Raw genomic sequence first — 26600 nt, forward strand, 5'->3', positions numbered from 1 at the left:
TCTGCTGCACGCTAGGCAGCGCGGGGAACACGATCAAGCCGCGATTTCGTGAGGGCTGCGTGGCAGGCGCGCACGAAAAAGGGCGCATCCTGTGATGCGCCCCGATCCGATGTTGAATGCCTTACTGCTGCGTTTGCAGATAGGCGATGATGTCGGCGCGGTCCTGGGGATCCTTCAGGCCGGCAAAGGACATCTTGGTCCCCGGCACGTCGGCCTTGGGGTTGGTCAGGAATTCCTGCAGCGCCTCGGGCGTCCACTGGGGCGCCTCGGCCCTGTGCTCGACCATGGCGGGGGAATAGCTGAAGCCCGCGACGGATGCGACTTCCCGGCCGACCACGCCATTCAGGTGGGGGCCGACGCCATCGGTGCCGTCCAGCTTGTGGCAGGCCTTGCACTTGCCGAAGTCCTTTTCGCCCGCGGCGGCATCGGCCGATGCCAGCAGGGCTGCGAAGTCGATCTCCTCCTCGGCCGCTTCCTCGCCGCCGGCGGCTTCCTCGACCGGGATGGTATAGGCCTGCGCGATCTCCTCGCCCTCGCCGTGGTGGGTGGAGCCGACGTGATACAGCGATCCCGCCGCCCAGTTGGCCAGCATCAGAAACAGCAGCGCGCCGATCAGCGCGCCTGCGGCCTTGGTCACGGTCATGGTGTTGAACATCGCGTGCGGTCCCCGCCTTGGTAAGCTCGTCAATTCGTGGGGTATGTATCCGCTTTCGCTTTGAAGGATCAAGGTATAGTTGACCCCGCAAGTCTTCAAAATTCGGACAGCGGCCCATGACGATCCCGACCAACCGCATCGCTTTCCAGGGCGAACCCGGCGCCTACAGCCATGAAGCCTGCCGCAAGGCCCGGCCGGACATGGAGGCCCTTCCCTGCCGCACCTTCGAGGACGTGGTCGAGGCCGTGCGAGGCCACAAGGCCGACCTGGCGATGCTGCCGGTCGAGAACTCGACTTATGGCCGGGTGGCCGACATCCATCACCTGCTGCCCGAATCCGGTCTGCATATCGTCGACGAAGCGTTCGTGCGCGTCCGCATCTCTTTGATGTCGCTGCCGGGCACCCGGTTGGAGGACGTGCGCCACGTCCGTGCGCATCTGGTGCTGATCCCGCAGGCGCGCGGCTTTCTGACGCGGCACGGGATCACCGCCTCGGCCTCGGCCGACAGCGCGGGCGCTGCCGCCGACCTGGCGCGCGAGCGCACTCCGGGCGAAGGCGTCATGGCCAGCGAACTGGCCGCCGAAATCCACGGGCTTGAGGTGCTGGCCCGCGACATCGAGGATCATCACCACAACACCACCCGCTTCCTGATCATGGGGCGGCAGCCTGATTACAGCCGCCGGTCCGACAGGATGCTGACCACCTTCGTCTTCCGGGTCCGCAACATTCCGGCCGCGCTCTACAAGGCCATGGGCGGGTTCGCGACGAACGGCGTCAACATGACCAAGCTGGAAAGCTACATGGTCGATGGGGTTTTCACGGCGACACAGTTCTATGCCGATGTCGAAGGCCACCCCGAGGATCCGGCCCTTCGGCGCGCGCTTGACGAGTTGCGCTATTTCACCTCGTCGCTGGACATCCTGGGCGTCTATCCCGCAGATCCCCTGCGCGAGGCGCAGCGGCAGGCGGATTAGGCCGCGCGCAGGTGCGTCAGGAAATCGGCGATCCGCTGGTCGTATTTCCGGCCAAGCTGCGACTTGCCCAGCTTGGCGGTTTGCAGCAGCAGCCGGGCGCGCATGGTGCGGGGACGGATCTCGGTTTCGAACAGGAGGCGCGATTTCACGCGGCTCAGCGCCACGACGGTCATGTTGATGGACAGGTCGAACTGGTCTGAATGGCCGTCCAGCGTGATGTGGGACGGGCGGTCGAACCGGGTGACATCCAGCCGGACCTTGCGCCCTTGCCCACGCCAGTTGAAGTCGATGATCCAGCCCAGTCCGGTTCCGGGATCCTGGGCCGGGTCGATCCGCCGGACCTGCGCGCCTCGTGCCCGCAGGCTGCGTTCGCTTCTGGAAAAATCGCTGATGATGCCGAAAAGCTCGGCCGACGGCTGGTCACTATCGAAGCGGGTCGAAAATTTCATTCTTGCCTGACCATCCCATGCCGGCAGTGGCCCGGCTGCTGCGATTTGCGCGGTTCATAACCATCGAAGGCTGTTCTTTCAACCGGAAGGGAATCCCAGCCGCCGAATCACCTAGGGGCGCGGCGCACTGTGCCGGTTCGGACACGGAGTCGTTCCCGATTGCCCCAACACCGGCAATGATGGTTGCACAACAATCTGTGGTTGTGAAGATGTCGGCCTGTCGATAATTTGATCATGACAGGACGCGGCCGTTGCGCCGCGCCTGCGGTCGAGGATTGGGATGCGGGACACAGCGGGCGCGGCAAACGAGGACGACCCGACGTCGCAACTGGCGGAAACCGTCGGTCTGCGCATCCTGGCGACGACCGACATGCACATGAAGCTTCTGCCCCATGATTACCTGGCCGACCGTCCCTGCCGGCAGGGAAGCCTGGCTCAGATCGCATCCCTGGTGGACAGGCGGCGGGCGGGGCGGAACACGCTGCTTCTGGACAATGGCGATTTCCTGCAAGGGACGCCGCTGGGGGATCAGGCGGCACAGGCGGGCGGACGACATCCGGCCATCGCCGCCATGAACCGGATGGGCTATGACGCGGCGGCCATCGGCAACCACGACTTCGCCTTTGGCCTGGACGTTCTGCAAGCAGCCGCCCGGCAGGCGCGGTTCCCGTTTCTGGCCGCCAATCTGCGCCTCCGGGGACGGCCGGACTTTCCCCGCTTCACGATCCTGGACAAGCGCGTGCTGACCGACGGCGGGCGACCGGCCAGCCTGCGGATCGGTCTGGTGGGTTTCCTGCCACCGCAGACGACGGCCTGGGACCGCGACCTGTCCCGGCAAATGGCCTGCGACGACATCCTGGCAACGGCCCGCCTTGTCGTCCCGCAGATGAAGGAAGCGGGCGCCGATCTGATCATCGCCCTGGCCCACAGCGGGATTTCGCACCGGCCCGCGGCACCCTTTGCCGAGAATGTCGCGGCTGAACTTGCCGTCCTGGACGGGGTCGACGTGATTGTCGCAGGCCATACGCACGAGGTCTTTCCCGGGCAGCATATGGAAGCCAGGCCGGGCGTCGATGCGGCGGGCGGCACCTTGTCGGGCAAGCCTGCCGTCATGCCGGGCTTTGCCGGATCCCATCTGGGCGTCATAGACCTGTCCTTGGCCCGCGGTCCGGGCGCCAACTGGCGCCTGTCCGATGCGAAGTCGCGCTGCGAGGCGATCGGCCCCGACCTGCCTCCGGCCCCCGCCATCATGGGCGTCGTGTCACCCGCGCACCGGAAGACCATGGCGGGACTGCGTGTGCATATCGGCCGCAGCGACCGGCGGATCAGCAGCTATTTCGCCCTGGTGGGCGTGGACCCCGCGCTGTCCCTGGTCAACATGGCGCAACGCTGGTTCGTGCGCAAAAGCCTGGCCGGAACACGGCTGGACGACGTTCCGGTCCTGTCGGCCGCTGCGCCCTTCCGGGCGGGCGGGCGAGGCGGCCCCGGCCATTACACGGATGTGGCGCCGGGCCGGTTGCGGCTGGGCAACCTGACCGACATCTATTCCTTCCCGAACCGCATCTGCGCCCTGCAGATTGACGGCGCCGACCTGCGCAACTGGCTTGAACGCTCGGCCAGCCTGTTTCGGCAGATCCGTCCCGGCGATCATGACCAGCCGCTGACCGATCCGGGCTTTCCGGCCTATCAGTTCGATGTTATCCAGGATGTCGCCTGGCGGATCGACCTGTCGGCCCCCCCCGCCTTTTCGGTCGATGGCTTCCCCACCGGCGGAAGCCGCATCCGCGACCTGACCTGGCGCGGGCGCCCCGTCCGCGACGACGACCGGTTCATCCTTGCCACGAATTCCTATCGCCTGGCGGCCTGCGGGCTGTTCGCGCCCCTGACGACCGGCAAGCCAAGCCCGCTGCCACCAGGCCCACCGACCCGGAACGTGATCCGCGACTACCTGCGTCAGCGCCGTTGCCTGTCCATAGACCCGCGCCCTGCCTGGCAGTTCTCGCCCATGTCCGACACGACGGTCCTTTTCGAGACCGGCCCACAAGGCCTACCGCTTCTGGCAGAGGTCGCGGACCGCTGCGGCCGCCGGATGGAGCATGTGGGCCGGAACGACCGCGACTTTGCCGTCATCCGCCTGCATCTTTGACGGGCTTGCATCGGCCGCGAACCCGCACTATCTAACGCGTCGAGAGGTTGGCGCGGGCAGGCGCCTCGCCAACCCGGTCAGGTCCGGAAGGAAGCAGCCGTAACGAGCCCCGCTTGGGTCGTTGTCCAGCCTCTCACCTTTTCTCCTGACAAGCTATTGATGTAAGGAAAGCCCTTGCGCCGCAGGGTCTTTGGTCGTCTGGGTGGCGCAACCCGCTCCCTGCCTGACCGCAAAGGCAGTTTTCGTCCGACTGGTGTGCCAAAGGACCTGCGGCAAATTGTCGTCAAGGGGAAGCTGCGCACCCCGCTTGGCCTGCGGGCGCCACGTCAGACAATGACCTGACTGCCCTTGCCGGTGATTCAGTCGAACGCGTCTGGCAGGTCGGCAAAAGTGATGCGCAACCCGGCACAACGAACGGCAAGATAGCCCGCGCCGGGGCAGTCGGTGAACTTGAGGCCTTGGGCCGCATGGCAGAGCGTGACGAAGGCGACTTCACCGGCAAACCCCAGCATCCCTTGATCGTCAATGCACAACCGCCCCAGGACGTCCCCGCCCGCGTCAGCATCAAGCGCCTGTGGAAAGTTACGTCAAAAGCGGCCAACGACTCGGGTCCATGAAGGACGATGGGCGGAGGCAATCGCTTGCCGTCAACTGCCTGACCGCTTTCCTGCGCCATGACGATGCGGTCAAGGTGGCGACGAAGGATGTGTCGACTGGCTGAACCACGTTGTCACAGAGCGTGACCCGTCGACCGTCTGCAAGGTCTATCTGCCAACCATTGTTGGCCTGTTTCGGTGGGCGTCTGAGAAGGACCGGATGCCGGCTGACCCGACAATTGGCTTGCGTGTCGCGACACCCACGAGGGTGCAGAGCCGCGAAAATGGCTAAACGATGATCACGTCCGCTACCGCTTGCAGGCTGCTGCCCCATGCAACCCTTTGACACCCCTGCCATCACTTGCGTTACAGTGCCGGTATCCCGCTGACGCCGCCTCTGGTGAGGTCGAATGAACTTTCAGAAACAGGATTTGACATCTGGCAAGCCCAATGCCTGGGGCAAGGCCAGTGCGCAGGGTGAATTTCATGCGCTGGAAGCCCATTCCATGGACGTCGCTGCGGTGTTCGAAGCCCTTTGCAGGCTGCCCGTGATTGCCCGCCACCTGCAGGTTGCAGCTGGGCGCGCACTTGCAGGCGGCGACATGGCCCGGATGGCCGCCCTTGTCTATCTGCACGACCTGGGAAAGCTGGAGCCAGGCTTTCAAGCAAAGGCCCGGCCCGAACTTGCCTGCCCGGCCGATGTAAATCACTCCGTCCATGGCGTGCTATCATTGACGCGTGCTTTCCAGAAGACGTCGGACCCCCTGTGCCCCATCGCGGACAGACTTGGATCCTGGGGCGAGGGTGTGGAAGAACTGATGATGGCGATCTTCGCCCATCACGGGCGCCCGGTCGAGGCACCCGCAACATTTGGCAAGACCTTCGATGTTGCGGGCTATGACCGCAAGGGCGCCGTTGCCGATTACCTGCGGCTTTGGACCCTGGCCTGGGCGGATCTGGAAGGCGGGCCTCCGCTGCCGGCAAGGCCCGAACTTGTTCACCTGGTCGCAGGGCTGGCGGCCCTGGCCGACTGGATCGGTTCGGACCGCAGGTTCTTCGATTTCGTTGCCGATCCCGGACCCGATTATCCGGCGAAGGCGCGGCAGGCGGCACAGAACGCCCTTCGCAAGATCGGTCTTGATACCGGGACGGCCAGGCCGGCCACCGATTTCGCCAGTGTGGCCGGGGCGCAGTTTGCACCGCGCGCGGCCCAGCGGCTGGTCGGCAGGGCCGACCCCGACAGCGCCCTGGTCCTGCTGGAAGCGGAAACCGGCTCGGGCAAGACCGAGGCTGCGTTGTGGCGCTATGCCCTGCTGCACGCGGCAGGACTGGTATCGGGGCTGTATTTCGCCGTTCCGACACGGGCTGCGGCGCGTCAGTTGCACCGCCGCGTCAACGAGGCCATGAAACGGCTGTTCGGCAGCGATGCGCCCGAGGCCGTTCTGGCCGTTCCCGGCCAGCTTCTGTCGGGCGAAGCCACAGGCCAGCGCCTGCCCGGCTTCGAAACCCGATGGGACGATGCAGACGGAACACAGCCCGCCCGCTGGGCGGCGGAACACGCCACACGCTATCTGGCGGCCTCGGTCGCGGTGGGCACTGTCGATCAGGCGTTGCTGGCAGGCCTGCAGGTCAAACACGCCCACCTGCGCGGCGCGGCCCTGAGCCGCAGCCTGCTGGTGGTGGACGAGGTTCACAGCTCGGACGCCTACATGACCGAAATCCTGGCGGAACTGCTGGAAGGCCATCTGGCGGCTGGCGGCCACGCGATGCTGATGTCCGCCACGCTGGGCAGCCGGGCGCGCAGCAGGCTCTTGCAGCTTCCCCTGCCCGCTCTGGCCGATGCGATTGCCGCCCCATACCCCGCCCTCTGGTCGCGGGGCACCGGCACGCCCGATACCGAACCGGCTGACGGCAGGGCCAAGGCCGTCGCGATGACGGCCCATCCGACGATGGACCCGTCCGAGACGGCGCGGCTGGCCGTGGCGGCGGCCCGCCAAGGCGCCCGCGTCCTTGTCATCCGCAACACCGTGTCGGCTGCCTGCGCGACCTTCGATGCCGTTGTCGCGGCGGGCGGGTCCGATCTGCTGTTGCAGGTTGCGGGCGGTCCGGCGCTTCACCATTCCCGCTTTGCCGCCGAGGATCGTCATGCGCTGGATCGCGCGGTCGAGGCTGTACTTGCCCCCGACAGGGAGCGCCAGTTCATGGGTGCCATCGTGATCGGCAGCCAGACACTTGAACAATCGCTGGATATCTGTGCGGACCATCTGATCACCGATCTCTGCCCGGTCGATGTCCTGCTGCAACGGCTTGGCCGCCTGCACCGCCACGACCTGCCGCGCCCGGCGGGTTTCGAGGATCCGCGATGCCTGGTGCTGTGTCCCGAAGACGGGCTGGATCCGCTGACGAAGCCTGCCTTCGTGAACGGCCTTGGCGCCTGGAAGCCAGCCGACGGCTCGATCCAGGGGATCTACCTGGATCTCGCCTGCCTTTCGCTGACCGAGGACCTGATCGCCTCGAAGCCCGTTTGGCATGTCCCGGCCATGAACCGCGAGCTGGTAGAATGCGCCACGCACCCGGATGCGCAAGCGACGGAAATCGCCCGGCGCGGTGCGGCATGGACCGATTATCAGACCTCGACCATTGGCCGGGACATCTCGCAGCGCGGCCAGGCGCGGAACTGGCTTTTGCGCAGGAGCGAGCGTTTCCCCGAGAGATTACCCGGAAAGGATGAAATCGTCCAGACCCGCCTGGGGTCTGCCGGTCCGCTGATCCGCTTTGCCCCGGGGACCGTCGGTCCCTTCGGATCGCAAATCACGCAGATGACGATCCCGGCCCACTGGCGTGGCATCGCGGTGCCGGACACGCCCGTGGCAACCGAAATCGTCGAAGGTGGCATGCGCTTCGACCTGGGTGAGGTGACACTGTTCTACGGGCGGTCGGGGTTGGTCAGGCAAGCCGATATTGATGCTTGACGAGGCCGGTTCCCAGGACGCAACTTCATTATTGAATTTAGTATTTACAATGTGTTCCGGTTGATTGGTTGCTGCAAACCATGAATTTGCTCGATGCCTGCCTGATCTCGACCCAATCAACCCGCCACAGCCTGCCCGGCCTTCTTGCAGCCCTGTCCCGCAACGAGGTCGAGGCCTTTCCCGGACTGCGCCCGCATCAGCGACCGGCATGGCACATGTTTCTGGTGCAGCTTGGCGCCCTGGCTCTGGCCGCCGCATCCGCCGATACCCTGCCCGAGGACGAGGCCGCCTGGCGCGACCTGCTTCTGCGGCTGACGGATGGCGATGCAGCCGCCTGGGCCCTGACCGCCCCCGACGATCGCCCGGCCTTCCTGCAACCCGCCGCGCCGCCTGGCCTGAAGTGGTCGCGTGTCGAGACGCCGGACGCGCTCGACATGATCATCACGTCGAAGAACCACGACCTGAAGCAAGCCGTGGCCCGCCATGCCGCGCCCGAAGATTGGATTTTCGCGCTGGTCTCGCTCCAGACGATGGAGGGTTATGGCGGGGCAGGCAATCAGGGCATCGCGCGCATGAACGGAGGTTCGTCCAGCCGGCCGATGCTGGGCTTTGCACCGATGCAGTCGGATGGCGGCGGGCCGGATGTCTCGGGATGGTGGCGGCGCGACGTGCTGCGCCTGCTGGCCTTGCGGCAGGCAGGCAAGGATGCGGTTCATGGCACCCTAGGCGGTCCGGCGCTGATCTGGACCTTGCCTTGGCCTGAAGGGCGCAAGCTGGCCCTGCACGAGCTTGATCCCTGGTTCATCGAAAGCTGCCGCCGCATCCGGCTGATCCAGGAGGGAGACGGACTGGTGGCGCTGCGCACGACCTCGAAGGAAGCGCGCATCGACGCCAAGGATGCCAAGGGTGTGACGGGCGATCCCTGGGCGCCTGTCTCGATGGACAACAATCCGCGCAGCCTGACGCTGGGCGACGGGGATTTCACCTATGCCCGCCTGTGCGAACTGCTGTTCGAGGGTGGCTGGAAACGGCCGCCGCTTGCCGATCCGGGCGAAGGCGAAAGCGCGGGCGTGATCGTGGCCGAGGCGTTTGCCCGGGGCAACTCAAAGACCGAAGGCTTCAAGTCCCGGGTCGTTCCGGTGCCGGGATCGGCACGACGGCGGTTTGGGCAGCCTGATCTTGGCGCATTGGCGCAAGACCAGATCAGCGAAATCAAGATTTTCGACAGTGCCCTCCGTAATGGGCTTGCGCTCGTGGCGGCTGATGGAAGTCGCGAAAAGCTGGATAAGAATAAGGCCAAGTATCGCGCTCGCGCCCGCGACGCCCGCGACCGCTTCGACCGCGCAGCCGATGCCATGTTCTTCGAGGCCCTGTGGGAACGGGCAGCCGCACAAGGCGACGAACGCGAGGCAGCCATGCGCAGGTTCGTGACCCGGTTGTTCCACGCCGCCCGCGACGCCTTCGAGCTTGCACTGCCGGGAATCCCCTGTGCCACGATCCTGCGCCCCCGGGCCGAGGCACGCGGGCGGCAAGCCTTCGAAGCGGCCATCCGTCGCGGCCATGGCCATGGCGGCAACACGCGGTTCGATTTTCTTTTCACAACCGAAGGGCGCCTGAATGACGACGCTGCCTGACCCTCGGCGGCGCGCCATCGCCGCGGCCGCGATCTCGGCCGCGCGCGCGATGCGCCACCTGTCCACCGGCGCCATGGCCGAGTTGCGGCGCATGGATGCCGCAAATCCCGCCCCCGCCTTCTGGCGGATTGCGGCGCGAAGCCCGGTGATGATGGACGACCAGGCCAGTTGGGTGACGATCCTGCGCATTCTTGCGCTGCTGACCCCGAAGGGCGAGCCGCCGCCCGAGGGGCGCCCGCTTCTGCACAACGGCGCGCGTCCCTTTGGCCGGGTGCTGTGCGACGGCGGCGATCCTGGGTGGCAGCCGCAGGGGGACAGCCCCGACGGCGTCGTCAGCGAACGCCGCCTGGTCCAGCTTCTGGCGACGCGCGGCCCGGCCCGTGCCGTGGCGCTGGAACGGGCCGCCCGGATGCTGGCACCGCGCATCCAGCCCGGCTCGGGCGTCGATGTCGCCCAGATCGCGCTTGCCTTGCTGGACCCAGACGACACCGCGACCATTGCTTCAGCCTATTTCCGCCGCCTTGACGGCGCGACCCGAACCGCATCCGAGGAGACACCCGAATGACCGCGCCCCGCTTTCTGCAAATCCACACGCTGACAAGCTATGCGGCGGCGCTGTTGAACCGCGACGACAGCGGCCTTGCCAAGCGCCTGCCCTATGGCGGCGCGCTGCGCACCCGGATCTCGTCGCAATGCCTGAAGCGGCATTGGCGGCTGGCCGAGGATCCTCATGCGCTGTCGCAGATCGACGGGGCCGAGGCTGCCTTCCGGTCGCGCGAACTGGTGACGCTGAAGGTCATCAAGCCGCTGCGGGACGCCGGTATCGACAGCGCGGTCGTGGACGCCCTGGAGCCAGAGTTCCAGATGGCGCTTTACGGGGACAAGGGCGTCACCAGGAAATCCCGCCAGACGCTGATCTTCGGGGAAACCGAACTGCGCTGGCTGGCAGCCGAGGCCGCACGCCTGGCCGACGAAGCGGGCGGCGACGCCAAGGCGGCCAGGTCGCTGGCCGAAGCCTGGCGGAAGGGCCTGAACAAAAGCCTTAAGGCGATGACTGCGGCGGCAACCCTGCCCGGTGGCCTCACCTCGGCCCTGTTCGGGCGCATGGTGACCTCGGACCCCGAGGCGAACATCACTGCCCCGGTCCATGTCGCCCATGCCTTCACCGTCCACGAGGAAGAGGCCGAAAGCGATTACTTCACCGCCGTGGACGACCTGTCGGGCGACGAGCCGGGCGCGGACACCATCCAGGAAACCGAGCTGACCTCGGGCCTGTTCTACGGCTATGTCGTGGTCGATATTCCGGGACTGATCGACAACCTGGGCGGCGACGCCGATCTGGCGGGCCGGGTCCTGCACAACCTGGTCTATCTGATCGCCGAGGTTTCGCCCGGCGCCAAGCTTGGCTCGACCGCGCCCTATGGCCGTGCCGGCATGGTGCTGCTGGAAGCGGGCGACCGCCAGCCGCGTTCCCTGGCCGAGGCGTTCCGCACCCCCTGCCCGCCCCATTTGGGTCCGGCCGCGCAGGCGTTGTCCTCGCAACTCGAGGCCTTCGACCGCTGCTACGAGACGGGCGAGGAACGCCACGTCCTCAGCCTTGCCAACGCGCCGGTTCCTGCCGCCGCGCCCGCATCCTTGCGGCAACTGGCCGAATGGGCGGGCGGCCTGCCCGCGCGGCTGGTGGAAGGGCGCGCGGCCTGATGCAATCCTGGCTGAAACTGGATCTGGCAGCACCGCTGATGGCCTTTGGCGGCGTTGCCATCGACCAGGTCGGGCCGGTGCGGGATTTCCCCGCCGCCTCGATGCTGACCGGGCTTTTCGCCAATGCGCTTGGCCTTGAATGTCGCGACCGGCAGGCTCATCAGGACATCCAGGACCGCCTGATCTTCGCAGCCGCCCTCCTGCGCGAGGGTGTGGTCATCACCGATATCCAGAACGCGCAACTGGAAAAGACCGATCGGGGCTGGACGACATGGGGCGAACCCGAGGGCCGCGATGGCGCAAGCTATGGCGCGCCTCATCGCCGCCGCCGCGACTATCTGGCCGATGCGCAAACGGTCGTGGTGGCGCGCTTGGCTCCGGGGTCACCCGCGACCGAGGACATCCGGCAGGCTTTGCTTCATCCCGCGCGCCCCTTGTTCATCGGCCGCAAGCCCTGTCTTCCGTCCCGGCCGATCCTGGCCGGCACCGTCGATGCCGCCACCGCCCATGACGCGCTGATCGCCGCCTTGCCGGACACCAGCGGCCTGCGCGCCTGCTGGCCCGCGACCGAGGGACCGACGGGTCATCGCGGGCAGGATCTTCCCGACTTGCGAAACTGGATCAGCGGCTTTCACGCCGGCACCCGTCGCGTGGTCGAGGGGCGGCTGCCATGACGTTGTGGATGCTGCGCCTGCCGCTGGACCCGTCCCGACTGGCCCGCCATGCCGCCGAACGCGGCTGGATGCATCGCCGCGGCCATGACGAAGGCCGCGCCCTTCATCACCTTCTGACCGAAACCTTCGGAAAAACCGATGGCCAAGTTCCGAAATCCGCCTTCCAACCCTTTCGCCTGCTGTCTGGAAAGGGGGGCAGCAGCCTTTACGGCTATTCCACGGTCGCACCAGAAACCCTGCGCGAAACAGCCGCAGCCATTGCCCCGCCCGAGGCTCTGGCGCTGCTGCCGCTGCCAAACCTCCAGGCCAAGCCGATGCCGCAAACCTGGCGCCTGGGCCAGGTTCTGGGTTTCGACCTGCGCGCCCGTCCCGTTGTCAGGCTGAACTCGGCAATCCCTCCTGACCGCGATCCGCTGGGCAGGGGTTTCCGGCAGGGCGCCGAAATCGACGCCTATGTCGCAGCCCAGGCGCGCAGTCCGGCGCCGGTTGCCCGTAACCGGGTCTATCTGGACTGGCTTGCCGCGCGTCTGGCGCCTGCCGCCGAGCTGATCCGCGACGGCACGGTTCTGCATCGCTTCCAGCGCAGCCAAGCCCTGCGCCGCGGTCTGTCGGAAGGGCCGGACGCCGTTTTCCACGGCACCCTGCGCATCACCGACCCGGATCGGTTTGCGCTGCTGCTGTCGCGGGGCGTCGGGCGGCATTGCGCCTATGGCTTCGGGATGCTGCTGCTGCGGGCGCCGCAAAGCCCGCCCTTGGAGGCCTAGATGCTCAAGGGCCGGCTGGGGCTGGACAGCGCCAAGGTTCCCCATGCCGACCGGTCGGGCCTGCTTTACCTGGCGCGCGGTGCCCTGACGGCCCGCGACGGCACGCTGGCCTTCCTGCAAGGGCCGACGACCGAGGCCGACGCGCTGACGCCCGGCGATTACGCGATACCGATGCAGGCGGTGTCCATGATCCTGCTAGGACCCGGTTCGACGGTCAGCCATGATGCGTTGCGTCTGCTGGCCCATGCCCGAACCGCCTTGGCTGCGGTCGGTGAAGACGGCGTCCGCCTTTATACCGCGCCGCCCCTGATCCCGGACCGTTCCGGCCTGGCCCGGTTGCAGGCACGGCTTTGGGCCGATGACGAGATGCGCATCATGATCGCCCGCCGCATGTATGCGATGCGCCTGGGCGAGGTTCTGCCCCATCGCGATCTGGACGTGCTGCGGGGAATCGAAGGCGCGCGGATGAAGGAAAGCTATCGTCTTGCCGCCCAGGCCGCCGGGATCGACTGGCATGGCCGCCGCTATGACCGCGCCGATCCCCTGTCGGCCGACCTCGCCAACCAGGCGCTGAACCACGCCGCCTCGGCCATCGAGGCTGCCGCCGCCATCGCCGTCGCGGCAACGGCGACGATCCCGCAACTGGGCTTCATCCACGAGGATCCGGGCCAGTCCTTCGTTCTGGACATCGCCGATCTTTACCGAGCCGAGATCGCCCTGCCCTGCGCCTTCCGTGCGGCCCGTCGCGTCAAGGACAATCCGGCCGAGACCATCGAGCGCGTGACCCGCCGCCTGACCGGCGAAACCCTTGCCCGCAGCCAGACGATCCCTGCCATGATCGACCGCATCAAGCGTTTGATCGAGGGAAGCTGACATGGCCGGCCAGATGACCACGGTCGTGACCCGCGATGTCGAGGATCGTTACCGCGGCTTTCTGACCTCGGTCATGCTCGAGATCGCACCGGGAGTCTACGTGTCTCCGCAGATGACCCAAGAGGTCCGCGACCGGGTCTGGACGGTGCTTGAAGACTGGTGGGCAGCCCTGGGCCGCGGCTCCATCGTGATGACCTGGCGGGACATCAAGGCCGTCGGAAACCTGAGGATTCTGACACTTGGCGTTCCTGCGAAGGAAATCGTGGACGCAGACGGAGTTCTGCTCGTAAAACGAAAGTAGATATCGCGCATTACACGCGACATGCTGTTTGAAATCGTTGCAGATCAGCCATATGCTGGCAAGAGGCTCCCCCGCACCCGCGGGGATAGACCCTCGTATGTGAGGTTAGAAAACCTTACTTGCGGGGCTCCCCCGCACCCGCGGGGATAGACCTGTCGGCAAACAGAGCGCCGATCTGGTCAAATGGGCTCCCCCGCACCCGCGGGGATAGACCCCCAGCCTTTCGAGATCGCCCCTGACGCGAAGCGGCTCCCCCGCACCCGCGGGGATAGACCCGCTGCGTCTATGGCGAGAAGGCAGAGGAATTGGGCTCCCCCGCACCCGCGGGGATAGACCCGTAGGCACGGGCGCGGATGTCCCGGCAAAGGGGGCTCCCCCGCACCCGCGGGGATAGACCCAGTTATGCGGCATCTTCGGGGGGAGGATACTTGGCTCCCCCGCACCCGCGGGGATAGACCCGGGGTCCTGGACGCCCCCGTGTCCACCGTCCAGGCTCCCCCGCACCCGCGGGGATAGACCCGACGCCCCGGAATATCGGGAGGGCGCGCCCCTGGCTCCCCCGCACCCGCGGGGATAGACCCCGGGCTATGCACCCTTCTCGCTGACGGTTGCCGGCTCCCCCGCACCCGCGGGGATAGACCCTGGTGGGTATAGGGCGCGGCGCCGGTGGTGGTGGCTCCCCCGCACCCGCGGGGATAGACCCGATGAAATCCGGGGCGTGTTCGACCGGATGCTGGCTCCCCCGCACCCGCGGGGATAGACCTTACTGACCCGGAGACCTGACCATGCCACAAGGGGCTCCCCCGCACCCGCGGGGATAGACCCTGATGGCAACGGACGGTGTGACGGTGGCGGGTGGCTCCCCCGCACCCGCGGGGATAGACCCGGACGTGGGCTGATAGCCGTGATCCGGGCTGAGGCTCCCCCGCACCCGCGGGGATAGACCCCTCGCCCGTGCCCCTGCCCGCCTCCGCAGCCCGGCTCCCCCGCACCCGCGGGGATAGACCGCTACCGTCCTCCGACGGCGGCGGCTTTACGGGGGCTCCCCCGCACCCGCGGGGATAGACCCTGCGGGACGCTGTAAGCGGCCCTATCCCGGTTGGCTCCCCCGCACCCGCGGGGATAGACCTGGACGCGGCCAAGGTGCTGGGCTTCGGGTCTGGGCTCCCCCGCACCCGCGGGGATAGACCCGCCGCTGCCGTCCTGCCGCGTAATGCGTGGCTGGCTCCCCCGCACCCGCGGGGATAGACCCCTGGACCTGTCGGCGCAAGTGACGTCCGGCTAGGCTCCCCCGCACCCGCGGGGATAGACCCGCTGTCGTCCGTTCCGTGGCCGATGTGGACGCGGCTCCCCCGCACCCGCGGGGATAGACCCTTGGCGCGCGGCTGACCCGCATTCACAGGGAAGGCTCCCCCGCACCCGCGGGGATAGACCCCGCTGCGCCGCCGCATAGGCCGGATCAATCGAGGCTCCCCCGCACCCGCGGGATAGACCCCGTGGCGCTCATGCGGGGGCTGCTGATGGGGGGGCTCCCCCGCACCCGCGGGGATAGACCCCACGGGCGACGGGGCACCGCCCCCGCCCGCCCGGCTCCCCCGCACCCGCGGGGATAGACCCCGCGTGTTCACCAGCTGCTGTCACAGCTGGGGGGCTCCCCCGCACCCGCGGGGATAGACCCCCGCAACAGCCGCCCCCCGACCGGCCAACCTGGGCTCCCCCGCACCCGCGGGGATAGACCCAGCAGCGCCGCCAGATCGCCCATTACCGGGCCGGCTCCCCATGACGTCACGGGCTTGGTCCAGCGTCAGGCGGCTCCCCCGCACCCGCGGGGATAGACCAGATCAACCCGGCGCTGAATACCGACTTCTACGGCTCCCCCGCACCCGCGGGGATAGAGCCTATGCGTTTAGTGACTACGGAAAAGGAAAACGGGCTCCCCCGCACCCGCGGGGATAGACCCATGCTGGCCGAGACCGAAACCCATCGGGCCGAGGCTCCCCCGCACCCGCGGGGATAGACCTGAGTGACGGGATCTAGGGGCAGGCGCGAGGGGGGCTCCCCCGCACCCGCGGGGATAGACCCGTCGCGCCCTTTTCCGCAAATGGTCACAGGACGGCTCCCCCGCACCCGCGGGGATAGACCCCGGCAGGAGCCGAGACATGAGCATCGAAGCTTGGCTCCCCCGCACCCGCGGGGATAGACCCTCCGGGGCTTACCGCAGGCTCGTGCTGGTGAAGGCTCCCCCGCACCCGCGGGGATAGACCCCCGGATTTCAGGCGATGCCGTCATGGTCCACCGGCTCCCCAGCACCCGCGTGGATAGACCCGTTACCGGCCAGATCATCAACGGCACATTCACGGCTCCCCCGCACCCGTGGGGATAGACCCGTCAGCTGGATCTGATCGTCATGGCCCAGCAGGGCTCCCCCGCACCCGCGGGGATAGACCGCCAGCAGCAAAAGGTGTCGGGGGTCATTCGGCGGCTCCCCCGCACCCGCGGGGATAGACCCGATGTGCAGCCCGGTTTCGCGCTTGACCGCCAGGCTCCCCCGCACCCGCGGGGATAGACCCGCGTGGCTTGTCGGCGTCGGCGTCGGCCAATCGGCTCCCCGCACCCGCGGGGATAGACCCCATGGCGCGGCCCTCGCGGGGCGGTCGTAAAGGCTCACCGCCGCTTCGCCCTGCGGTTCGTGGCGGAACGACGGCCGCGAGATCGACAGCAGACGGCATTGCGCCCTGGCCGACAGATTCGGGCGGATCTTCTCGGCCATCCCGCGCCTCACCTGCAGGTCAGGAGTTGAGCTTTCGTGACAAGAAATCGTCGGCCACAGGCAACTCACCGATCTTCGGATGCAGCGCACGCACCACATCCTCGGGGACTTTCTTGCTACCCTGCCCAAAGATATCCGCCGCACCGTCCAGCAAGCTTTCTTCCACTGATGGATCATCGCCGGATGCAGGCCGTTTCGGCAGCCAGTTCCGACACCGTGCGCTCACCCTTCAGGGCTTCCAGCGCCACCCGCGCCTTGAACCCCGCGTCATGGTTCCTGCGCTTCTTCATATCCTGAGCTGCTCGTTCTTGGAAACCAGCAGACGTCAGATCATGGCTGCCGTCCGATTTTGGGGAAGGAACGCATCGCTCATTCGGAGGTTTGTCACATTATTACAAACCATTTCGTAACACATTGATCTACAGGACCAGGCTTCGTTGTCGAGCCTCTTACCTTTTCCCGCATTCGGATTTGTCCGGCCCGCAGCATTTGCGCACCGACTTCCGTTTGCAGATTTTCATTTTTCTTTGCCATTACATGACACAGTTTGCAAATTTTCTCGTTTTTGCTTCCCCGTCCTGCCCTGCCTGACTAGGCTGCGGCGCAAGGATCGACAGGGGGCTGCGATGAAGGACATTCTTCAGGAATTGGAGGACCGCCGGACTCTGGCCCGGTTGGGCGGGGGCCAGCGGCGGATCGACGCGCAGCACGCGCGCGGCAAGCTGACGGCGCGCGAACGGATCGAACTGCTGCTGGACGAAGGCAGCTTCGAGGAGTTCGACATGTTCGTGGCGCACCGTTCCACCGACTTCGGGATGGAAGCCGACCGTCCCTATGGCGACGGCGTCGTGACCGGTTGGGGCACGATCAACGGGCGCATGGTTTATGTCTTTTCGCAGGACTTCACGGTTTTCGGCGGATCGCTGTCGGAAACCCATGCCCAGAAAATATGCAAGATCATGGACATGGCGATGCAGAACGGCGCGCCGGTGATCGGGTTGAACGACTCGGGCGGCGCGCGCATCCAGGAAGGCGTGGCGTCGCTGGCCGGCTATGCCGACGTGTTCCAGCGCAACATCATGGCATCCGGGGTGGTGCCGCAGATCAGCGTGATCATGGGGCCTTGCGCGGGCGGGGCGGTCTATTCCCCTGCCATGACCGACTTCATCTTCATGGTGAAGGACACGTCCTATATGTTCGTGACAGGGCCAGATGTGGTCAAGACCGTCACGAACGAGGTGGTGACGGCCGAACAGCTTGGCGGCGCATCGACCCACACGAAGAAAAGTTCGGTCGCAGATGGCGCGTTTGAAGACGACGTCGAGGCGCTGACCGAAATCCGCCGCCTGTTCGACTTCCTGCCGCTGAACAACCGCGACAAGGCGCCCGTGCGGCCTTTCTTTGACGATCCCGCAAGGATCGAGGAGAGCCTGGACACGCTGATCCCCGACAACCCGAACCAGCCTTATGACATGAAGGAACTGATCGTGAAGGTCGCGGACGAAGGCGACTTCTACGAAATCCAGAAGGACTTTGCGGGCAACATCATCACGGGCTTCATCCGCATCGAAGGCCGGACCGTGGGCGTGGTGGCCAACCAGCCGATGGTGCTGGCGGGCTGCCTTGACATCGACAGTTCGCGCAAGGCCGCGCGGTTCGTCCGCTTTTGCGATGCCTTCGAGATCCCGATCCTGACCTTCGTGGACGTGCCGGGCTTCCTGCCTGGCACCGGCCAGGAATATGGCGGCGTCATCAAGCACGGCGCGAAGCTGCTGTTCGCCTATGGCGAGGCGACCGTGCCGAAGGTCACGGTCATCACCCGCAAGGCCTATGGCGGGGCCTACGACGTGATGGCGTCCAAGCATTTGCGGGGCGATTTCAACTATGCCTGGCCCACGGCGGAAATCGCGGTGATGGGGGCCAAGGGCGCGGTCGAGATCCTGTATCGCAGCGAGTTGGGCGATCCCGACAAGATTGCGGCGCGAACCAAGGATTACGAGGACCGCTTCGCCAATCCCTTCGTCGCCGCCGAAAAGGGCTTCATCGACGAGGTGATCCAGCCCCATTCGACGCGCAAGCGCGTTGCCCGGGCTTTCGCCAGCCTGCGCACCAAGCGGCTGTCGAATCCCTGGAAGAAGCACGACAACATTCCTTTGTAAGATGTTAACGCGGTTGCACAAATGCGTGAATGATGCAGGCCAGCCACAGGCCGCGTGGCATTTGGCCCTGGCTGTCCGGCCTGCCTGTCTGCGTCCCTGCGCCGCCGCTATCATGCCCGGCGGGGCGATGCATCAAGACATCCCCCACAACAACCCGAGCAGACGGGCGCAGCAGCGCCCGCTTTACAGGAGCGAGACAACATGTCGAAGAAAATCATCCTCAGCCTCGTGCTGGTGTCGGCCTTTGCTGCGTGCCAGCGTCAGGCAGCCGAACCCGAGGTTTACGTGCCCACCCCGAACCCCGTCACGACCGAGCCCGTCTATCAGGGCAAATACGGCGCCAACTGATCCGAACCGACTGATCTTGCGCGGGCGGTCCGGCTGCCCGCGCCTTTCCGGCCCGGCCCGGCCCGGCCCCCGCCATGGGGGACCATCATGCTGAAGCACAGGGGCTTTCCGGGACGCCTTCCCGGCACCGATTTCCAGTTCGTCATCCGCCGCGAGAATCGCAAGAAGGGCGCGACGCCCATCACCCGACGCGAACGATTCCGCGACCGCAAGCCCGCCGACCGCCGCGCCGACGCGGGCTTCCTCGCAGCCCTGATCGAACATTTCGGTGAGGAACCTTTCGTCCGCGGCAATCTTGACGCGGGCCGGCTGGGCTGGCTGATCGGGCGCGAGGTGAAGGCTGTCGGACCTTTCGACCCGGCCGATTACGATCAGTTGCTGCAAGTGGACATGGCCGCGGCCGAGGCCTCGTTTCCCGAGCTTTTCGCCCCCGACAGCCCGCCCGACTTCGGCTGGGACGACGACGGTTGGGACGATGGCGACGACGACGACGTGGATCGTTGAAGATGCGCAACTTGCTGCCTAGGGCCTTGATCTCACACCCATGTCAGTTTGACGCGCCCCTGGGCTATGCGATAGTCGGGTATCACCTTCCACTGGCCGTTTGCGCGGCCCACTATACAGGCAACTTTCCATGCAGACTTCGCTGTTCACCCGCGTCGCCGCCGGCGCTTTCGTTCTTCTTGGCCTGGCTGCCTGCCAGCAGGGCTATGGCACCGCAGGCATCTCGCCCGACGCGCAGCGTGCGGCAGGCGGTGCCGTCGCCGGTGCGGTCATCGCCAAGGCCCTGGACGAGGATCTGGCAACCGGCGCGGCCATTGGTGCCGTGGGCGGCGCGCTGTGCGACGACGCCGGCGTCTGCCAGCGTCGTTACTGAACCTGACCGGCTGGATCGGCGTTCCGGTCCAGCCAATCACCTGACAGGAAAACAGACATGTCCAAGTTCCTTGCCATTGCCGCTCTTGTCGGCGCGAGTGCCGTTGCCGGCTGCACCCAGGGCATCAACCCGACCGACACCGACCGCGCGCTTATCGGCGCGGGCGTCGGTGCCACCGTTGCCAGCGTCAGCGGCCGCAATGTCGTCAAGGGTGCCGCCATCGGGGGCGCTGGCGGCGTCCTGTGCGACGACGTGGGCCTGTGCCAATAACGACCTGATCCCGGCGCGTTCGTTGCGCCGTGATGTTTCGATTGCCGCCCGGGGCCACGCGCCCTTGGGCGGCTTTTTCATGCCTGGCCGGGGGGGCCGCCCATGTTCAAGAAGATCCTGATCGCCAACCGGGGCGAGATCGCCTGCCGCGTCATCAAGACCGCCCGCAAGATGGGCATCGCGACCGTTGCCGTCTATTCCGACGCCGACCGCAACGCGCTGCATGTGAAAATGGCCGACGAGGCCGTCCATATCGGCCCGCCTCCCGCCAACCAGTCCTATATCGTGATCGACAAGATCATGGACGCGATCCGCCAGACCGGAGCCGAGGCCGTCCATCCCGGATACGGCTTCCTGTCCGAGAACATGAAGTTCGCCGAGGCGCTTGAGCGCGAGGGCGTCACCTTCGTCGGCCCGCCTTCGCCCGCCATCGAGGCCATGGGCGACAAGATCACCTCGAAGAAGATCGCGCAGGAAGCGGGCGTTTCCACCGTGCCGGGTTACATGGGCCTGATCGCCGATGCCGAGGAAGCGGTTCGGATCAGCGACCAGATCGGCTATCCTGTGATGATCAAGGCCTCCGCTGGCGGCGGGGGCAAGGGGATGCGCATCGCCTGGACCGCGCAAGAGGCACGCGAGGGCTTCGAGAGTTCCCGCAACGAGGCCGCCAGCAGCTTCGGCGACGACCGCATCTTCATCGAGAAATTCGTGACGCAGCCGCGCCACATCGAGATCCAGGTCCTGGCCGACAAGCACGGCAACGCGGTCTATCTGCACGAGCGCGAATGCTCGATCCAGCGGCGCAACCAGAAGGTCATCGAGGAGGCGCCCTCGCCCTTCCTGGACTCGGCGACACGCAAGGCAATGGGCGAACAGGCGGTCGCGCTTGCCAAGGCCGTGGGCTATACCAGCGCGGGCACGGTGGAATTCATCGTGGACGGGCAGAAGAACTTCTACTTCCTGGAAATGAACACCCGGCTCCAGGTGGAACATCCGGTGACGGAACTGATCACCGGCATCGACCTGGTGGAGCAGATGATCCGGGTCGCGGCCGGCGAGCCCCTGCCCTTTGCCCAAGGCGACCTGAAGATCAACGGCTGGGCCATGGAAAGCCGCCTTTACGCCGAGGATCCCTATCGCAATTTCCTGCCCTCGATCGGGCGGCTGACCCGCTATCGTCCCCCGGCCGAGGTGGTCGAGGCCGACCATGTGGTCCGCAACGATACGGGCGTCTTCGAGGGCGGCGAGATCAGCATGTTCTATGACCCCATGATTGCCAAGCTCTGCACCTGGGCGCCGTCGCGGAGCGAGGCCATTCAGGCGATGCGCGTGGCCCTGGATGAGTTCGAGGTCGAGGGCATCGGCCACAACCTGCCGTTCCTGTCCGCCGTGATGGACCACCCGAAATTCGTGTCTGGCGACATCACCACGGCCTTCATCGCCGAGGAATATCCCGAGGGCTTCCAGGGTGCCTCGCTGCCCGATGACGAACTGGGCCGCGTGGCCGCCGCGGCATCGGCCATGCATCGTGTGGCCGAGATCCGCCGCACCCGGATCAGCGGGCGTCTGGACAACCACGAACGCCGCGTGGGCGAAAACTGGGTGGTCTTCGTCAATGGCCGTGAAATCCCCGCGCGCATCCGCGCCGACCGCGACGGCGCGACGGTCGCCGTGAACGGCCGCGAGTTGCGCGTGGAAAGCGACTGGAAGCCCGGCCAGACCCTGGCGCGGCTGCGGGTCGATGGCCGCCCGCTGGTCATGAAGGTGGACAAGATCCCTGCCGGGTTCCGCCTGCGGACGCGCGGCGCGGACCTCAAGGTCCAGGTCCGTCGCCCGCGCACGGCCGAGTTGGTGCGGCTGATGCCGGAAAAGCTGCCGCCCGACACCTCGAAGTTCCTTCTTTGCCCGATGCCGGGGCTGGTGGTCCGCATCAACGTCGCCCCCGGCGACGAGGTGCAGGAAGGTCAGGCCCTTGCCACGGTCGAGGCGATGAAGATGGAGAACATCCTGCGCGCCGAACGTAAGGCCGTCGTGAAGTCGGTCAACGCCGAGGCGGGCCAAAGCCTCAAGGTTGATGATGTGATCATGGAATTCGAATAACCCGCAGGTCCTGGATGCCACCCTTCGACAACTATCTCAGCCCCCAGGCGCAGCAGGCGGTCATCGCCGGGCTGTTCCTGGCGGTGGGATGGTGGGTCGTCGCCTTCCAGAACCGCAGGCGCGATGCGAACCTGCGGGCGGAACGGGTGCGGGATGTCCAGCGGGCGGTCTTTGCCGAGATCCGGGCCTATCTTGCAGTGCTGCGGCGCGACAACGTGGGGGAATACGGTGCGCGCATCAAGGAACGCATCCTGACCGAGCCGGGCTTCTTCCCGGTCATCCCGACCGAGCATAACGACGCGGTCTTTCGCGCCATCATCGGCGATATTCATGTGCTGCCGCGCGACACGGTGGATCCGGTGGTGCTGTATTACAGCCAGTTGAACGCGATCGCGGCGATGATCAGCGATCTGCGGGAACTGGATGTCGCGAAGATCGGGGCCGAACGCGCGGCCGGGATGTATCACGACTATATCTCGATGAAGATTGAGGCGCTTGAACTGGGGGACAGCGCCCTGGAGGCGATCCGCGCGAATCTGGATGGTCGGGGCGCGGCTTACCGCAAGAAGATCAATAGCCCGGCTTCGGGCCGGTCCGGCCAGTGATCGGGGGCGGATTGTAGGATGTCGTGCTCATGTCGAACCTCATTGTCCCTGTTTCCAAATATAGGTGGGGCTCTTCCGGTTTTCAACGCTCATGGCGCCAGTCCCGCCCGGCCGATTTCCTGGCGGCGCAACGGCAGCTTGTCGATGGCGCGGCTGATTTCGCGCACGTCCCAGGGCAGCGGGCGGCGTTGCTTGACCTGCCCGTCCTTGTCGATGATGACCAGCGAGAAGCCGCGCGGATGCAGTTGCTGGCGCCAGGCGCTGTTTGCCTGCGGGTCGCTGTCGGTGATGACCACCACGTCGCGTTCGATCAGGGCAGTGTCGCCAGCCTCCAATGCACGCATCTGTTCGCGAAAGGCGGGGTCGTTGGGCGTATCGGCAAAGACCACGACAGGGCGGGCCGTCCACAGGAAATCGGCCGGCTTTGTATCAGCCGCGGGCAGGATGCGCAGTTCGGGCCGCGCCGGTTCCGGTGCGGGCGTGGCAACTTCCTCGGGGCTGGCAGGCTGGGTGGCGACGGCCGGCGGAGGCGCCTCTCGGGCCGGACCCATTGCGGCAAGCATCATCGCAACCATCAGGAATTTCAACTTCATCGGCGCCCCTCTCTGCCCTGAATATAGGGCGGACCGCGCCGTGCGAAAGGATCAACCATGACGAAACCCACGCTGGATGACTGGCAGAAGATGGCGGCGAAAGAGCTGAAGGGTGCCGACCCCGACAGCCTGACCTGGAACACGCTGGAAGGCATTCCGGTCAAGCCGCTTTACACCGAAGCCGACCTTGAGGGCCTGGACCACCTGGGCAGCCTGCCGGGCATCGCGCCCTTCACCCGCGGCCCCCGCGCCACGATGTATGCGGGCCGACCCTGGACCATCCGGCAATATGCGGGCTTTTCCACGGCCGAGGAATCGAACGCCTTCTATCGCAAGGCGCTTGCCGCCGGGCAGCAGGGCGTGTCGGTGGCCTTCGACCTGGCGACGCACCGGGGCTATGACAGCGACCATCCCCGCGTGGTGGGCGATGTCGGCAAGGCGGGCGTCGCCATCGATTCGGTGGAGGACATGAAGATCCTGTTCGACGGCATCCCGCTGGACAAGGTTTCGGTGTCCATGACCATGAACGGCGCGGTGATCCCGATCCTGGCGAACTTCATCGTCACCGGAGAGGAGCAGGGCCATTCCCGCGCGGTCCTGTCGGGCACGATCCAGAACGACATCCTCAAGGAGTTCATGGTCCGCAACACCTATATCTATCCGCCCGAGCCTTCGATGCGGATCATCGCGGACATCATCGAATACACGTCGAACGAGATGCCCAAGTTCAACTCGATCTCGATTTCCGGCTATCACATGCAGGAAGCGGGCGCGAACCTGGTGCAGGAACTGGCCTATACGCTGGCCGACGGGCGCGAATACGTGCGCGCGGCGTTGAAGGCGGGCATGGACGTGGACCAGTTCGCGGGGCGGCTGTCCTTCTTCTTTGCCATCGGCATGAACTTCTTCATGGAGATCGCCAAGCTGCGCGCGGCGCGGCTGCTGTGGCACCGGATCATGACCGAGTTCGCCCCGAAGAAGGCCAGCAGCCTGATGCTGCGGACGCATTGCCAGACTTCGGGCGTCAGCTTGCAGGAACAGGATCCCTACAACAACGTGATCCGCACCGCCTATGAGGCGATGTCTGCGGCGCTTGGCGGCACGCAGTCGCTGCACACCAACGCCCTGGACGAGGCCATCGCCCTGCCGACCGAGTTTTCCGCGCGCATTGCCCGCAACACCCAGCTGATCCTGCAAGAAGAAACCGGCATCACCCATGTCGTCGATCCGCTGGCGGGGTCCTATTACATCGAAAGCCTGACGGCCGAACTGGCCGAAAAGGCCTGGGCGCTGATCGAGGAGGTCGAGGAACTGGGCGGCATGACCAAGGCTGTCGCCACCGGCATGCCCAAGCTGCGGATCGAGGAAACCGCCGCCCGCCGCCAGGCCCAGATCGACCGGGGCGAGGAGGTGATCGTCGGCGTCAACAAGTACCGCAAGGACAAGGAAGACCCGATCGACATCCTGGACATCGACAACATGAAGGTCCGCGACGCCCAGATCGCGCGCCTGACCCGCATCCGCCAGACGCGGGATGAAAGCGCCTGCCAGCACGCGCTTGACGAAATCACCCGCCGCGCCCGCGAGGGCGGCAACCTGCTAGAGGCCGCCGTCGAGGCCGCCCGCGCCCGTGCAACCGTCGGAGAGATCAGCATGGCGATGGAAAAGGAATGGGGCCGCCACCGGGCCGAGGTGAAGACCCTGGCCGGTGTCTATGGCGCGGCCTACGAGGGGGACGAGGGCTTCGCGCAGATCCAGCGCGACGTGGAAACCTTCGCCGAGGAAGAAGGCCGCCGTCCCCGGATGCTGGTCGTCAAGATGGGCCAGGACGGCCACGACCGCGGCGCCAAGGTCATCGCCACGGCCTTTGCCGATATCGGCTTTGACGTGGACGTAGGCCCCCTGTTCCAGACGCCCGAGGAAGCGGCGCAGGACGCCGTGGACAACGACGTGCATGTGGTAGGCATCAGCTCGCAGGCGGCGGGGCACAAGACCCTGGCGCCGAAGTTGATCGAGGCGCTGAAGGCGCAGGGCGCGGGCGACATCCTGGTCATCTGCGGCGGCGTGATCCCGCAGCAGGACTATGATTATCTGCGGGACGCCGGGGTCAAGGCGATCTTCGGGCCGGGGACCAACATTCCCCAGGCCGCCGCCGACATCCTGCGGCTGATCCGGGAAAACCGCGCCGCCTGAGTCTTGCGTGCCGCGATCACAGGGGGGCTGTCTGCCCCCCTGCACCCCCCGAGGATATTTGAACCAAGGCAAAGGACGTTGCCTTGGCTTTGACGCTGTGAAACGGTGCGGCCAAGCAAGGGGAAAGACGATGGAAGCGCCGGCAATCAAGCAGATCATCTGCATCAAGTGGGGCACGAAGTTCGGGCCGGAATACGTCAACCGCCTGCATGGGATGATCCGCCGCAACATCACCCCGCCCTTCCGGCTGTTCTGCTTCACCGATGACGGCGCAGGCCTGCATCCCGACATCGCCGTCCGTCCCCTGCCCGTCTTCGAATACAAGGCGCCGGTCACGAACCGCGGGCAGTGGCCCAAGTCGCGACTGTGGGGCGACCTGGGCGACGTGACGGGCGTGGTGCTGTTTCTGGACCTTGACGTGATCATCACGGGAAACCTGGACCCGTTCTTCACCTTCGGCGACCCCGACGACACGATTTTGGGCCGTAACCCGAACACGCCGCTGGAAAAGCTGGGCCAGACCTCGGTCTATCGGATGCGGGTGGGCAAGCTGGCGCCCCTGCAGGACATCTTCCGCGCCGATCCGCAGGGCATTGCCGAGAAATACAGGTTCGAGCAGCGGTTCGTCACCCACAACGCGCCCGGAGGTGTCAAGTTCTGGCCGCGCGGCTGGCTGGCGCATTTCCGCATGCATTCGATCCCGCCTTTCCCGCTGAACTACTTCATCGAACCCAGGGTGCCCCGCAACAGCCGGATCGTGATCTTCGCGGGCCATCTCAATCCGCCCGAGGCCATCGCCGGCCGCTGGCGGGACGATCACGAACACTGCCCGCCGCTGGATCACCTGCGCGCCGCCTTCAACGGCCAGAGGCGCGAAAGCCTGCCCCGGCACCTGCGCCATTACCTGCTGCCCGCGACCTGGGTGAAAGATCTGTGGCGCGAGTAG

24 protein-coding genes, 1 other RNA gene and 2 CRISPR repeat arrays are annotated in these 26600 nt (G+C 66.3%); of the genes, 20 read left to right on the forward strand and 5 right to left on the reverse strand.

The features are described 5' to 3' along the window. Positions 1–121: 121 nt before the first annotated feature. Positions 122–655, reverse strand: coding sequence for a c-type cytochrome (locus RAH32_RS04225; protein WP_306605444.1), 534 nt, complete (start codon positions 653–655; stop codon positions 122–124). A gap of 116 nt (positions 656–771) precedes the next feature. Here RAH32_RS04225 and RAH32_RS04230 point away from each other — a divergent pair, with 116 nt between their 5' ends. Then, on the forward strand, positions 772–1629 hold the full coding sequence (locus RAH32_RS04230; protein ID WP_306605446.1) for a prephenate dehydratase: 858 nt from the start codon (positions 772–774) through the stop codon (positions 1627–1629). Here the strand turns inward: RAH32_RS04230 and RAH32_RS04235 are convergent. Beyond that, positions 1626–2078, reverse strand: a complete 453-nt coding sequence (locus tag RAH32_RS04235) for a hypothetical protein (RefSeq protein ID WP_306605448.1) — start codon at positions 2076–2078, stop codon at positions 1626–1628. The two genes, RAH32_RS04230 and RAH32_RS04235, sit on opposite strands and share 4 nt — an antisense overlap. Before the next feature lie 280 nt (positions 2079–2358). Between RAH32_RS04235 and RAH32_RS04240 the strand changes: the two genes are divergently transcribed. Together RAH32_RS04240 and ffs are read left to right on the forward strand one after the other, a co-directional pair. Then, on the forward strand, positions 2359–4224 hold the full coding sequence (locus RAH32_RS04240; RefSeq protein WP_306605450.1) for a bifunctional 2',3'-cyclic-nucleotide 2'-phosphodiesterase/3'-nucleotidase: 1866 nt from the start codon (positions 2359–2361) through the stop codon (positions 4222–4224). A gap of 41 nt (positions 4225–4265) precedes the next feature. Next, an RNA gene (gene ffs, locus RAH32_RS04245) (signal recognition particle sRNA small type) lies at positions 4266–4362 on the forward strand. A gap of 221 nt (positions 4363–4583) precedes the next feature. Here ffs and RAH32_RS04250 read toward each other — a convergent pair. Beyond that, positions 4584–4736, reverse strand: coding sequence for a hypothetical protein (locus tag RAH32_RS04250; RefSeq protein ID WP_306605452.1), 153 nt, complete (start codon positions 4734–4736; stop codon positions 4584–4586). Positions 4737–5230: 494 nt separating this feature from the next. Between RAH32_RS04250 and cas3 the strand changes: the two genes are divergently transcribed. From cas3 to cas2e, 8 genes are all read left to right on the forward strand, one after another. Next, the gene (gene cas3 / locus RAH32_RS04255; protein WP_306605454.1) at positions 5231–7792 is read left to right on the forward strand and encodes a CRISPR-associated helicase Cas3'; all 2562 of its coding nucleotides are present in this window, start codon (positions 5231–5233) and stop codon (positions 7790–7792) included. 80 nt (positions 7793–7872) lie between these two features. Then, a complete protein-coding gene (gene casA / locus RAH32_RS04260; RefSeq protein WP_306605456.1) occupies positions 7873–9426 on the forward strand; it encodes a type I-E CRISPR-associated protein Cse1/CasA in 1554 nt (517 codons plus the stop codon). Beyond that, positions 9410–9991 carry a hypothetical protein gene (locus RAH32_RS04265; RefSeq protein ID WP_306605458.1) on the forward strand — a complete coding sequence of 194 codons (582 nt, stop codon included), beginning with the start codon at positions 9410–9412 and terminating at the stop codon, positions 9989–9991. The genes casA and RAH32_RS04265 overlap by 17 nt, the downstream gene beginning before the upstream one ends. Then, positions 9988–11127, forward strand: coding sequence for a type I-E CRISPR-associated protein Cas7/Cse4/CasC (gene cas7e / locus RAH32_RS04270; protein WP_306605460.1), 1140 nt, complete (start codon positions 9988–9990; stop codon positions 11125–11127). The genes RAH32_RS04265 and cas7e overlap by 4 nt, the downstream gene beginning before the upstream one ends. Beyond that, positions 11127–11801 carry a type I-E CRISPR-associated protein Cas5/CasD gene (gene cas5e / locus RAH32_RS04275; protein WP_306605462.1) on the forward strand — a complete coding sequence of 225 codons (675 nt, stop codon included), beginning with the start codon at positions 11127–11129 and terminating at the stop codon, positions 11799–11801. Before cas7e ends, cas5e begins: the two co-directional genes overlap by 1 nt. Next, a complete protein-coding gene (locus RAH32_RS04280; protein ID WP_306605463.1) occupies positions 11798–12565 on the forward strand; it encodes a type I-E CRISPR-associated protein Cas6/Cse3/CasE in 768 nt (255 codons plus the stop codon). The genes cas5e and RAH32_RS04280 overlap by 4 nt, the downstream gene beginning before the upstream one ends. Beyond that, a complete protein-coding gene (cas1e, locus tag RAH32_RS04285) occupies positions 12566–13438 on the forward strand; it encodes a type I-E CRISPR-associated endonuclease Cas1e (protein WP_306605465.1) in 873 nt (290 codons plus the stop codon). Position 13439: 1 nt separating this feature from the next. Then, positions 13440–13739, forward strand: coding sequence for a type I-E CRISPR-associated endoribonuclease Cas2e (gene cas2e, locus RAH32_RS04290; RefSeq protein WP_306605467.1), 300 nt, complete (start codon positions 13440–13442; stop codon positions 13737–13739). Positions 13740–13803: 64 nt separating this feature from the next. Next, positions 13804–15175: a CRISPR direct-repeat array (repeat unit 29 nt; unit sequence GGCTCCCCCGCACCCGCGGGGATAGACCC). Positions 15176–15266: 91 nt separating this feature from the next. Next, a CRISPR array of direct repeats spans positions 15267–16369; the repeat unit is 29 nt; unit sequence GGCTCCCCCGCACCCGCGGGGATAGACCC. Positions 16370–16528: 159 nt separating this feature from the next. Here cas2e and RAH32_RS04295 read toward each other — a convergent pair. Continuing rightward, a complete protein-coding gene (locus tag RAH32_RS04295; RefSeq protein ID WP_306605469.1) occupies positions 16529–16675 on the reverse strand; it encodes a hypothetical protein in 147 nt (48 codons plus the stop codon). Positions 16676–17135: 460 nt separating this feature from the next. Between RAH32_RS04295 and RAH32_RS04300 the strand changes: the two genes are divergently transcribed. The 7 genes from RAH32_RS04300 to RAH32_RS04330 all read left to right on the forward strand — a co-directional run bounded on the left by RAH32_RS04300 (position 17136) and on the right by RAH32_RS04330 (position 22868). Next, on the forward strand, positions 17136–18668 hold the full coding sequence (locus RAH32_RS04300) for an acyl-CoA carboxylase subunit beta (RefSeq protein ID WP_306605471.1): 1533 nt from the start codon (positions 17136–17138) through the stop codon (positions 18666–18668). 201 nt (positions 18669–18869) lie between these two features. Continuing rightward, complete coding sequence (locus tag RAH32_RS04305; RefSeq protein ID WP_306605473.1) at positions 18870–19016, forward strand: hypothetical protein; 147 nt, start codon at positions 18870–18872, stop codon at positions 19014–19016. 87 nt (positions 19017–19103) lie between these two features. After that, positions 19104–19520, forward strand: coding sequence for a hypothetical protein (locus RAH32_RS04310; RefSeq protein ID WP_306605475.1), 417 nt, complete (start codon positions 19104–19106; stop codon positions 19518–19520). Between the two features lie 130 nt (positions 19521–19650). Further along, positions 19651–19893, forward strand: coding sequence for a hypothetical protein (locus RAH32_RS04315; RefSeq protein ID WP_306605477.1), 243 nt, complete (start codon positions 19651–19653; stop codon positions 19891–19893). Positions 19894–19950: 57 nt separating this feature from the next. After that, entirely contained in the window at positions 19951–20163 is a 213-nt protein-coding gene (locus RAH32_RS04320; protein WP_306605479.1) for a YMGG-like glycine zipper-containing protein, read from the forward strand. A gap of 102 nt (positions 20164–20265) precedes the next feature. Continuing rightward, positions 20266–22263, forward strand: a complete 1998-nt coding sequence (locus RAH32_RS04325; protein ID WP_306605481.1) for an acetyl-CoA carboxylase biotin carboxylase subunit — start codon at positions 20266–20268, stop codon at positions 22261–22263. A gap of 14 nt (positions 22264–22277) precedes the next feature. After that, positions 22278–22868, forward strand: a complete 591-nt coding sequence (locus RAH32_RS04330) for a hypothetical protein (protein WP_306605483.1) — start codon at positions 22278–22280, stop codon at positions 22866–22868. An 89-nt stretch (positions 22869–22957) separates the two neighbouring features. Here the strand turns inward: RAH32_RS04330 and RAH32_RS04335 are convergent, their stop codons facing one another. Further along, positions 22958–23461, reverse strand: coding sequence for a DUF4174 domain-containing protein (locus RAH32_RS04335; protein ID WP_306605484.1), 504 nt, complete (start codon positions 23459–23461; stop codon positions 22958–22960). 57 nt (positions 23462–23518) lie between these two features. Here RAH32_RS04335 and scpA point away from each other — a divergent pair, with 57 nt between their 5' ends. Together scpA and RAH32_RS04345 are read left to right on the forward strand one after the other, a co-directional pair. Beyond that, positions 23519–25654 (forward strand): methylmalonyl-CoA mutase, encoded by a 2136-nt coding sequence (scpA, locus tag RAH32_RS04340; RefSeq protein WP_306605485.1) that lies wholly within the window; start codon positions 23519–23521, stop codon positions 25652–25654. 130 nt (positions 25655–25784) lie between these two features. Next, positions 25785–26600 carry a glycosyl transferase gene (locus tag RAH32_RS04345; protein WP_306605486.1) on the forward strand — a complete coding sequence of 272 codons (816 nt, stop codon included), beginning with the start codon at positions 25785–25787 and terminating at the stop codon, positions 26598–26600.

The sequence above is a fragment of the Paracoccus yibinensis genome, from assembly GCF_030846195.1.
In the GTDB taxonomy this organism is placed as follows: domain Bacteria; phylum Pseudomonadota; class Alphaproteobacteria; order Rhodobacterales; family Rhodobacteraceae; genus Paracoccus; species Paracoccus yibinensis.